10 protein-coding genes and 1 pseudogene are annotated in these 10695 nt (G+C 68.8%); 9 read left to right on the top strand and 2 right to left on the bottom strand.

The annotated features are described in order from the left end of the window. Nucleotides 1-136 precede the first annotated feature (136 nt). From ACFU7Y_RS30585 to ACFU7Y_RS30615, 7 genes and pseudogenes are all read left to right on the top strand, one after another. A pseudogene (locus ACFU7Y_RS30585) lies at nt 137-625 on the top strand (transposase); the annotation flags it as partial. 1028 nt (nt 626-1653) lie between these two features. Next, nucleotides 1654-2157, top strand: a complete 504-nt coding sequence (locus ACFU7Y_RS30590) for a hypothetical protein (protein ID WP_224275567.1) — start codon at nt 1654-1656, stop codon at nt 2155-2157. A 657-nt stretch (nt 2158-2814) separates the two neighbouring features. Further along, nucleotides 2815-3210, top strand: coding sequence for a hypothetical protein (locus ACFU7Y_RS30595; RefSeq protein WP_224275565.1), 396 nt, complete (start codon nt 2815-2817; stop codon nt 3208-3210). Then, nucleotides 3207-4079, top strand: a complete 873-nt coding sequence (locus tag ACFU7Y_RS30600; RefSeq protein WP_224275562.1) for a M64 family metallopeptidase — start codon at nt 3207-3209, stop codon at nt 4077-4079. The genes ACFU7Y_RS30595 and ACFU7Y_RS30600 overlap by 4 nt, the downstream gene beginning before the upstream one ends. 612 nt (nt 4080-4691) lie before the next feature. Next, entirely contained in the window at nt 4692-5675 is a 984-nt protein-coding gene (locus ACFU7Y_RS30605; RefSeq protein WP_380770344.1) for a GNAT family N-acetyltransferase, read from the top strand. Nucleotides 5676-5891: 216 nt separating this feature from the next. Then, a complete protein-coding gene (locus ACFU7Y_RS30610) occupies nt 5892-7112 on the top strand; it encodes a HEAT repeat domain-containing protein (protein WP_380770345.1) in 1221 nt (406 codons plus the stop codon). A 44-nt stretch (nt 7113-7156) separates the two neighbouring features. Next, nucleotides 7157-7738 (top strand): hypothetical protein, encoded by a 582-nt coding sequence (locus ACFU7Y_RS30615; protein WP_224277538.1) that lies wholly within the window; start codon nt 7157-7159, stop codon nt 7736-7738. Between the two features lie 214 nt (nt 7739-7952). On the opposite strand, the gene ACFU7Y_RS30620 is transcribed toward ACFU7Y_RS30615, so the two are convergent. Further along, complete coding sequence (locus ACFU7Y_RS30620; protein WP_380770346.1) at nt 7953-8243, bottom strand: hypothetical protein; 291 nt, start codon at nt 8241-8243, stop codon at nt 7953-7955. An 85-nt stretch (nt 8244-8328) separates the two neighbouring features. Here ACFU7Y_RS30620 and ACFU7Y_RS30625 point away from each other — a divergent pair, with 85 nt between their 5' ends. After that, on the top strand, nt 8329-8547 hold the full coding sequence (locus ACFU7Y_RS30625) for a hypothetical protein (RefSeq protein WP_224277535.1): 219 nt from the start codon (nt 8329-8331) through the stop codon (nt 8545-8547). 309 nt (nt 8548-8856) lie between these two features. Here the strand turns inward: ACFU7Y_RS30625 and ACFU7Y_RS30630 are convergent, their stop codons facing one another. After that, nucleotides 8857-9084 (bottom strand): hypothetical protein, encoded by a 228-nt coding sequence (locus tag ACFU7Y_RS30630; RefSeq protein ID WP_380770347.1) that lies wholly within the window; start codon nt 9082-9084, stop codon nt 8857-8859. 215 nt (nt 9085-9299) lie between these two features. Here ACFU7Y_RS30630 and ACFU7Y_RS30635 point away from each other — a divergent pair, with 215 nt between their 5' ends. Then, nucleotides 9300-10082 carry a phosphotransferase gene (locus tag ACFU7Y_RS30635; protein ID WP_380770348.1) on the top strand — a complete coding sequence of 261 codons (783 nt, stop codon included), beginning with the start codon at nt 9300-9302 and terminating at the stop codon, nt 10080-10082. Nucleotides 10083-10695: the final 613 nt, after the last annotated feature.

Below are 10695 nucleotides of genomic sequence, written 5' to 3' on the forward strand. Positions count from 1 at the left end.
GCCGAGCTGCCGGTGGCCGCGCTACGGATGGCCGCCGGCCGCGGCGGCCTGGAACGCGGCTGCATCTCTCACTCGGACCGCGGCAGCGAAGGCGGTTTCAACTGATCGTCGCAACACCTCGATCGAGGAGGATGTTGTGGCTCAGGGAAGGGCGCGTGCAGCGCTGAAGGCGGGTCGTCCGCCCTTGCGGTCGCCGGGTCGTCCCCCGGTGAACCGGCGGGCGGAGCGGCAGGAGTTCTGGCGGTTGATCGCAAAGGGGCTGTCCAGCGAGGAGGCCGCTGTCGCGGCCGGGGTGTCAATGCCGCTTGGACCGCGATGGTTCCGTGAAGGTGGCGGCATGCCACCGATCAACCTTGAGGAACCGTCAGGATGCTACCTGTCGTTCGCAGAGCGCGAGGAGATCGCCCTGTTGCGGGCCCGGGAATGCGGCGTGAGAGAGATCGCCCGCCGGCTCGGGCGCGCACCGTCGACGATCTCGCGCGAGCTGCGGCGCAACGCTGCCACCCGGGGCGGGCGCCTGGACTATCGGGCGTCGGTCGCACAGTGGCACGCCGACCGGCAAGCCCGCCGCCCGAAGCCGTGCAAGCTCGTCGAGCACGAGCAGCTGCGGCAGTACGTCCAGGAGCCGTACTGAAGGAGGAGATCGGCACCCGGATCTGGCCCGACCGCGCCACCGCCCGCGCGGAGGCCTTCGTGTTCATCGAGACCTTCTATAACCGTAGGCGTCTACGCAGGCACCCGAGTGGGGCTACCTCACGCCCATCGAGATCCGCCAGCGGCACCAGCAAGGTCACACCCTCGCGGCGTAAACAGACAGTGTCCGAGCGCAGGGTGGAACTTCACCGCCCTTGCGGGGCGGAACTCACCGGGCGCGGTGACGCCGGGTCAAGGGCCGCGGGGCCTGGTCGCGGTGGACGTGCGAGCGCAAGGGCTGCGCGGAAACCGCCACGGTCCGTGGCGAGGACCACGAGGACAAGGCCGGCTGGGCGGCCGCGCCCCACCAACAGGCCGAGCACTATGAGCTGACGGTCCGCGAGGCCGCCCAGGCGCTGCGCGACGCCGCCCAGGTGCTGATCACCTCCGATCTGCTGCTCACCGACATCGACACCCACACCTACTGGGGGAAGGCCTGCGCCACCCCGCAGGCGGCCGAGCAGGCGCTGGGCCAGTGGGCCTGGCAGCTGCTGGCCGCCTGCCCGAACCCGCCGACACCGACGAAGACGAGCACGCCATGCAGGAGATGGGGCGGCAGTTCGCCCGAGAGCGGGTCTGCGCCCACGACGACCGCCCGAACCGGCCCGTCGTGCTGCTGGGCCCGAGCCCAAGCGCCGCCGCGAATGGCTGAGCGTCGGCGCTCGCGTTGGCGCCGCTACAGGTGCAGGCCGACAGCGCCGCAACCCTCTGGCCCCTTCTCGTCTCCGCAGCGGTGATCCACGAGACAGTCCCGAGCCGTGGCGGCGGCCTCCGGGCGGCCAGCCATGGCGGTAGGTGTCAGCGGCACCCGAGTGATCGGAATGATCCATCTGGATGGCGCGCCGTGAGCCGCGCCTGCTCCAACGAGCAGGGGTTGTAGGACGGGAGACGCCCGGCAGAAGCCGGTCCCGCCCCCAGCTACGTCAGGGATCCCACGTGAGGCTTACTCGGAGTTCCGCCGTGCTCGGCGCTGCCGTCACAGCGGTCCTGTTCCTCAGCGCCGGCGGCGCGCAAGCTCAGGGCGAGGGGCTGCTGTCGCTGCTCGACGGCCCGTCGATCACGCTCGCATGCTTCCCGGCCGGCCAGGTCGGACAGGGCAACACGTTCACCGGCACACAGAACATCAGCTGCAGCCAGAGCGCGGCGCAGTCGAACCCCGCCCCCTCAACCCCCGCTGGCAACGGGGTCACCGGGGCACAGATCGTGCACAGCAACCCGGTGTCTGTGCCCCCCGGAACCACCGCGTTTGCCTCCGCGTACTGCCCGACGGGAAAGATCGCCACCGGCGGCGGCTACGACATCAACGAGCACAGCGAGAACGTCACCGTCACCTTCTCCGGCCCCGGTGACACGAATGCGGACAACCGTGCGGATGCGTGGGGTGTCTATGCCACCAACAACGGCACTGACCCCAACGTGAACGTCACGGCCTACGCCATCTGTGCCAACGACGGAGGAGCATAGCGGCGGATCGTCGGCCGGGCCGGTGACCTGCGGTGATGCGGGAGCGCGCCGCCGGTGCACCGCCTGCACCTCCAACACCAGCCCGGTCGCCGGATCCGGCGTCGAACACCCCACCACCCCCAACCGGTGGTTGCAGAACCTGTTCGCGGTCCACGGGTCGCGCCCGGGCGACCGCCTGACCGTCCCGGCCTCCCCGGCGGAGAAGCTTCTGCGAGGCCGGGTCGAATGGCTGCGCATCGATGAGGACGTCGAGTACGAGGCCCTGGTCGCGCACGCGGCGTTCCTCGCCGACCCCGGCCGGGTGGAGCTCGCTCCACTGGCGGAGCCGCCCGCCGACCGGACCAATGCCTGGACGCTGCCGGTCGACTTGCCGATAGGTCACCCGAGTGGTCGAATGATCGAAGAGACGACTGCCCTGACGGTTGGACCCGACACAGGCCCGTCAGCGGCCAGTACGTGGAGGTCGCGGCCCACCAGGCGCGCCGTGACCATGGAACAACCCGACGATCCCGCAGCCACGACCTCGCCTGCCCGCGCGCGAACACGCACAGGATTACATGGGGACGGCCGAAGGCCGGACCGAACCATGTGCGCCGTATCCGGGACCCGGTCCGCGCGAGGTTCCGGCGTGGCCTGCAGACCCGGAGGGCAAGAGAAATGTCCGAAGCCGCAGTGCGCTTCAGCCTCGAATACGAGGGCTCAGAGGTGCGGCTGGTCTCCGCGGAGAGGCTCACGACGGTCGTGCCGCCCTCTGACGAGATCGGTGACGAACCCCACATGGGCTTCTGGTATGAACTGCGCGACGCCGAGGATCGGGTGCTCTACAGCAAGATGATGTACAACCCGATCGCACTCGACGACGAGGTCTTCGACTCGGAGAGCGGTGTCCCGTCTCCGGTCCCCGTGGAACAGGTCGCCGGATCCTTCTGGCTCTTTGCTCCCGACGACGCGCAGGCGCGCCAGTTGGTTCTGCACAGCAGCCCGATCGACCGAGAGACGAGATGGGATCCGGCGGTCGAACTGGCCCGCTTCGACCTGGAGAGTCAACCGTGACCACCAGCGACGGCACCGTCATCGGTGTCACCAAGATCCTCGATCACGGCCCCGACACCGACCGGTGGAACCTGGTCATCCTCTCCGAGGGCTACCAGTCGGCGGAGCTGGCGAACTTCCACCTCCACGCGCTCGAGTTCACCACGGCACTGCTGAAGGCGGCGCCGTTCGACAGCCTCGCCGACGCCATCAACGTCCACCGCGTCGACGTCGCCTCCACCGATTCGGGAGCCGACAGCCCGGCTACCTGTGGTGGTGTCACAACCGGACCCGGCACGACCGTCAGTACCTTCTTCGACGCGACGTACTGCGGTGACGGCCAGACCCGCCGCCTGCTCACCATCGATCAGACCACCGCCCAGAGCGTCGCCACAGCCCAGGTGCCGAACACCCGTGCCATCGTGGTCATCGTGAACAGCACCGAGTTCGGGGGATCCGGTGGACGGGCGGCCGTCTTCTCGCTTGGCTCCGCTGCGATGGAAATCGGCCTGCACGAACTGGGCCACGGTGCTTTCAACCTGGCCGACGAGTACTGCCTGGCCGACACCGCCTTCAACAACCACCCCGCGACGGAGCCCCTCGAACCGAACATCACCGTCGGCACCACGCCTGCGACGATCAAGTGGGGCTTCCTCATCGATCCGGCGACCCCGGTCCCGACCACCAGCAACGGCGACTGCACCAGTTGCGACCCGAATCCCTCACCGGTCGCAGCCGGTACTCTCGGCGCGTTCGAAGGCGCCCATTTCTTCCACTGCGGGGTCTTCCGCGGGGAGTTCGACTGCCGTATGCGCACGCTGGGCACGGACTTCTGTCTGAACTGCAACAGGCAGATCTCTCTCGTCCTGAATCCCTTCCTCCCCCCGTGACGCACCTTCCGGCAGGGGACATCGCAGCAACTACGAGCGTCTGGCCAGGTGGACGACCGTCAGGCGACGGTCCACGAACCCGTCGTCGCATCCCGGAGCCACCGTGGCCTCCCTCCTCGAAACCCTCCGCAGTGCAGGATTCCCCGTGATTTCCGCCGCGGCACGCAGGACCATCGAGGTCTAGGCAGATGGCCGAACTCTCCAGCCACGCCTGGAGCACCGGCAACCAGACCCTCCTGCCGGCCCGCACTCTTGACCGGCGAGCAGTTGCTACCCCTGGGCATGAGTGCCGCTCCTACTCGTTGCGGAATGTAGACAGGAGGACAGCATGGTTTTGAAACAAGAAGAGGTACCAATGCGCGACGGATTCGACATCGGAATCGGTGTCGCGATGGCGACGGGCAGCCCGATGGCTCTGGGGGCAGTAGGCAACGTCACACCGCCGGCGATCGGTCCGGGCGGGGCTGGCTCGTTCGTCTTCCGTCGCCTCGAAACGACCCAGGAACTTGAGAACGAACTCCGCGTAGGAGCGGAGAGCTCGTTGAACGGCCCCAGACGACCGCGGCGTGAATAGGGTGGCGGACCTGCCTCGAAGTTCGAGAACATCCGGTCATGTTGGATGGCACGGTAGGACAGGACCTTCCGGTCGGCTTCGGGTTCCGGCCGTATCGTGGCGACGAAGACCACGGCGCCATGGCTGCGGTGCGGCTGGGATGTGTTGAACGGGACCGGGTCGATGTCCGTTCGGTTGTGGAAGGGCTCCCGACAGCGGCCGAGATCGCCGAAGCTTCTGCCAAGTTGGAGGAGCCGTCCAAGAACCAGATCCTGGTGGTGCTCGACGGGAGCGTCGTCGGCTACTCGACGATCCGGTGGTGGCAAGAGCGGGACGATACGTGGCTGTACCTGCACCGCGGCTACCTCTTGCCCGAACATCGCGGCCAGGGCATCGGCTCAGCCATGCTGAGCTGGGCCGAAGAGCGGATCCGCCAACTCGTCAAACAGCATGGAACGGCGCGGACCGCAGTGATCGGCGCGAACGCTATGGCCTCCGAGCAGGACGCCACAGGGCTGCTGCGCGCAGCTGGCTACCGACGTGTCTTCAGCCTGGTCGAGCTGGAGCTGGGCGATTTGCAGCAGGTGCCCGAGCCGGGCAGCGACCTGCCAGCCGGGATACGGAAAGGGCCGATCGGGACGAGCCACTACCGTGCAGCCTGGAGGACGGTAGTCGATTCGTACGCGGACACAGGCTTCGCTCAGAGATGGCCTTTCCAGGACTTCGTCGACACCGCCGACCCAGCATGCTGGAGGGCTGCCTGGAACGGGCAGGACATGGTCGGCGTCGCCCTCTGCTCCATCCGCCATCACGACCACACCGTGGGCGAGGTGGAAGAGCTGAGTGTCCGGACGGACCAGCGACGCCTCGGAATCGGCCGGGTCCTACTGCTGGACGGGCTGCGGAGCCTTCGTGAGCAGGGTGCAACGACCGCCCGGCTGTTCACGGGCACGGCAAACCCGCACCGGTCCTACGAGCTTTACGAGAGTGTGGGGTTCCGGCGGCAGAACGAGTACGTCCGTTACCGCAAGCCGCTTGCTTGATCACCGGTCATTGGGCTGTCTGGCCAGTCCACAGGATTTGACAATGCCTCGACAACGCATGCTCATCCCGCCAACTCGCCAAGAGCAGCACTCAGGATCGTCGGCAGGTCTCTTCGCCTGGGCGATGACGACAACCTGACCACATTGCAGGCGGTTAGGCTTCCTCGGGCCTGTCCTGCTGTACGACGGGCCAGCCGAGCGGGAACGAAAGGCACGATGGTGGAACCACTCATAGCCGCGGTACGGAACGGGGACGCGCAGGTGGTAGACACATTGCTGCGGGCAGGCGCCGACCCCGACACTGCCGACGAGCACGGCACCCCTGCCCTGTGCCTGGCGGTGGAAGCCTTCGATCTCCCGATGGTGGAGACCCTCCTCGCGGCATCCGCGCGTCCGGACCGTGCGGATGCCCTCAGCCGCACCCCGCTGCTTCGCGCGATCGAGATGGGCGCCTGCGACATCACGAACCTGCTCGTCGGCCGTGGCGCCCATATGTGGATCAAGGACGCGGAAGGGCGCGACGCCCTGGCATTGGCCAGGCACTGGCACGAGACGGACCTCGTGGCCGAGCTACGCCGCAAGAGCGGCCGGCAGGGTCCGGTCGATCGCAGTGCCGTCTCGTCCGATTCCGGGTTCGTCTGCGAGCAACTGTCCCTGGGCAGCCTGACCGTCAGAACCGGGCACGCGGCGATACTCACCAATCTGGAGAGGTCGTACGGCATCGCGACGCCCTTCGACGAACTGCTCTCCCGCGCTCTGGCCGAGCCCGACGTCGACCACGAGGTGTGGTGGGCGACGACTGCCACGCTCTCGGGACGACACGGCCCTACCACCTGGAATGCGGCCGTTGCCCTGCGCGACCGGCCCGACCCGTTGGAGCGCTACTTCGGCGCGGAGGTCATCCGCCTGATGAACCTCTTCGACGAGAGTGACGATGCGCCGTTCGACGGACCACTCGTCGACCTCTTCCTGCCCTGGGTGGCGAGCGAGCCGGACCCCCGCGTCACTCGGGTGCTCACCGCCGGACTGGTCGATACCCCGGACCCGCGTCGCGAACGGCCGCTCACCATACTCACCCGTCACATCGACAGCAAAGTCCGGCAAACGGCACTCTCGGGGCTGCACTGCCCGATCGAACGAGGCGATCACGAGGCCCTGTCCGCAGCCGTGGAACGCACAAAGGACGAAGACGCGGCGGTACGCAGGCAAGCATGCCGAGCCCTCGCCTTCGCGCCCACGCACGACCAGGGCGCCACCGACGCACTCGTCACCTGCCTCACCGATCCGGACGAGGACATACGTGTGGAGGCAGCCGTACGGCTCGCGCTACGGGACGATCCACGAGGCGACGAGATCCTGGACAGCCTCTATCCCGCCGACGAGGAGTCCCCCTACTACTGGCTGCTCTACGACGTGTCCCGACACCGTCACGGCTGACGGCCGGTCCGGCGGAGGCCGCCGGACCGGAAGGGGAGGACAGCGTGAGCCTGGACTGGAATCTGGCCGCCACGATTGGGGCTGCGGTCTTCGGCGGGGTATCGGCCGGAGCCGCCACCTGGCAGGCGGCCATCGCCAAGGGCCAGGCGAAGAACGCCCAGGACGGCGCCGCGGCCGCGCAGGCCGCCGCCGAGACCGCCCGGCTCCAGGCCGAGGCCGCCCAGCGCCAGGCCCGCGCCGCCGAGGAACAGGTGACGGCCGCGAAGGACCAGGTGCGCGCGGCCGAGGAACAGGTCACGCTGCTGCGCCGCCAGCTGGACGCCGAGGAAGACCACCGCCGCGAGACTCGGGGACCGCAGTTCACCATCACCGGGGGCTGGGTCGACGGGATCACCGACGTCAACCAGGTCGTCGCTGCGGTCACGCTATGGCAGACCGCCGGCCCCGGTCTGGCCACCGTCACCGCCACGGCGAGCGGCCGTCATGGCCAAGGCCATCACCACCACCGCGCAGTGCGGCCCGATCGCCACCGGCGGCACCGGCACCCTCACCTTCGATCTCGAATACCGCACCCCCGCCGAGGGACAGATCGTCCTCGACCTCCAGTGCACCACCGCCGACGGTGAGACCTGGCAGCGATCCGCCTCGGTGACGATGAGGCCTCCGACCGGGCCCTCGGCACGCTGTGGAACCGGGTCTGCCATCAAGGCGGCACTTCCGCCCCCCGGAGCTCTGGCTGTCCCTTTCCTGATCCGCATCGCGCTCGCCTACCCCCGCCACCGCGCCGCCCTCCTGCTCCTGGTCGGCGCGGTCGCGCGTCGGCAGCACTTCGGCGACGGCTCACGTACCGGTCTCCTGCGCGCGGGCGAACTCGCCGGCACCATCCTCATCGACACGAGCGGCTACCTGGAGACCTGGTCGATCGAGGCGGCCCGCAAGGCCGTGGCGGCGGACACGGATCTGCTGTGCTTCCTGCTGGAGGACCGCGAAGCGGCCGTCCGCCAGGCCGCCGCCTACGCCCTGGCAGCCGCGCTGCCCCCACCCGGACACGCCCCGGCCGCCCTGCACGCCCTCCTCGCTCGCGAGGACGACCCTGTGACACGCGCCTGCCTGGTTCTGGCGATCGGCCAACTCTCCTGGGAGGAAGGCAAACCCGGCAACCGTCGCACAGCTGCACGAGTGGTGGCGAAACCCCGACCGGCCGACGGACGTGCGCGTGAGCGCCGCCCTGGCCTGGCTGTGCCTCGTCGAGGACCCCATCCCCGCCGAACTCGACACCCTCTTCGACACTGCGGTCACCGACGAGCTGACGGCTCTCCTCGCCCCAGCCCCCTGCCTGCGCGACGCCCAGGACGGCGTCAAGGACAACGGCCTGCTCGTGTGCCTCACCCAGATGCGAAACCCCGACGACTTCCCCTGGCTTGTCGAGTACTGAAGCCCACCACGGTCAAGCTCTGCTACTCGCACACGCGGCAACTACCCGGCCTGCCCTGAGCCGGGGCAGGCCGGGCGCGTCCGCTACGCGCAGGTGTCGAGCATCTCGGTCAAGGCAGCCTTCTCAGAGGTGGTGATGCTGAGGCCGTAGAGGTTCTTGACATGGGTCCAGGCACGGGAGTAGGTGCACCAGTAGGCGACCGACGGCGGGCGACCGACGGCGGGCGCCAGGCGTCGGGGCCTGCAAGTCCGGCCAGGCTGCCAGCGGCGCCGAGGAGCGCATCGAGTGCCGCGACAGCCTGTGGGTGGTTCACTGCGGGCACCTGCACCCGATACAGGTCGTGGAACAGTCCTCGGCAAACATCGTGCCCTCTTGGTTGACGTAGTCCCGATACCAGCCCTGGGTGACGGTGGTGTCCGGGGCATGGGAGACTCCCGGCGTCACAGTAGCCTCGTTGGCCTTCTCCGTACGGGTCAGGGCGGGGCCGAAGTGTTCGGCCAGGCGCACCCGCCACTCGCCGACGAAGATGCCGGTCACCGCCCGAGCGCGGGCCGCCCCTTTCCATCGTTGCCCTCAGATCGCACAACCACCGCCGCAACAGGCCCGGCCCTGAGCTTCCCTCGGTGTGTGGGAGGTGCTGATCAGCTGGTCAGAAGGGGTTGACGGGGTTTCAAGACCGCTGCACCGGTGACCCGCTCGCTGATCGCGTATGACCACTGATCACATAGGACTCACCCGTCTAGGATTCCACCATGATCCAGGACGGTGAATCGATGCGCGGCGGCCTGTCGACGGTGCGCCGTGAGGGCGAGACCATCCTCAGGCCCTGGCGCGTGTGGACCCCCGCAGTGCGGGAACTACTGCGCCACCTGGAGCAGGTGGGATTCGCTGGCGTGCCGCGCGCCCTGGGTGACGGTCCTGTGGACGGCCACGAGGTGGTGTCGCTACTGCACGGCGAAGTCGGGCTGTCCCCGTGGCCACGGGCGCTTCTCGCGGACGAGGGCGTCACCGCGCTCGGGCGATGGCTGCGCGATTACCACGAGGCCGTACGCGACTTCCGGCCCTCAGCGCAGGCCGTCTGGTGCGACCCAGACGCCCGCTGGCGTCCCGGGCTGATCATGCGCCACGGCGACCTCACGAGCTGGAACTCGGTCTGGGCGGACGACCGCCTGGTGGGCGTCATTGACTGGGACCTGGCCATCCCCGGCGATGCGTTGGACGACCTCGCACAACTGGCCTGGTACAGCGCGCCTTTGCGGCTTCCCGACCGTCAGCACAGGGTCGGCTACGGCGCAGCCGGGGCGCCGTTGGCGCGACGGCTGCGGCTGCTCTGCGACGCCTACGGTGCGGACCCGGCCGACGTACTGGACGCGCTGGCGGGGTTACAGCGCGCCGAGACCGAGCGGATAGCGCGCCTGGGCCCGCTCGGCGCGGACCCCTGGGCGGCATTCCTGCGGCAGAACTTCATCCCGGACATCGAGGAGGAGCGCGCGTGGGCGCTGGCTCGGCGCGAGGAACTCCTCGGCCACGCCTGACGCGACCTGGCCGTACGCGGCACCTTCCATGCCTTGACCGGCCATCGGCAGTCCCAGAAACTGTGGGTGACGGCCGAGAATGCGATCCCGCCGCGGCCCCGGTCCAGCCGATGGGAAGGTCGAGTAGGACCGTCATCACCGCGAGCATCAAGACCATGACCAGGTGATAGACGGCGACGTGGGCAAGCACGCCACGACTCGGCAGATGTCGGCCCATCGGCATCGCGCTCGGGACGCCCCTTCACCGCTGCCCACCTGTCCGTCTGCCAGCAATGATCCGCCCAGACATGGAAAGCGAACACCGCGGCGAACACGGCTGCCGGCATCACGCCGTCACCCCCAGGAGTGCACTCCGAGGCGCAACAGCGACGCCCACCAACTGAGACACACGAGCGGATCGCCGAACGGGCAGCACCCGTCGACTTCCCCGCAGAAGCGAGACACCGAGGAAGGTGGACACGGCCGTCGCCGCGTCAATCCAGTGGTCGCCGACCTGGTGGCCGGCGCAGAGGGCGATGAAGACGACTGCGAACGTGGCGGCGAGCACGGGTTCCCTCTCTTCGTGGGCAGGCAGGTGGCGCCCCGCCCGCCGGGCCTGGGAACGGCTCGGCGG

The organism is Kitasatospora sp. NPDC057542 (genome assembly GCF_042801945.1).
Lineage (GTDB): Bacteria > Actinomycetota > Actinomycetes > Streptomycetales > Streptomycetaceae > Kitasatospora.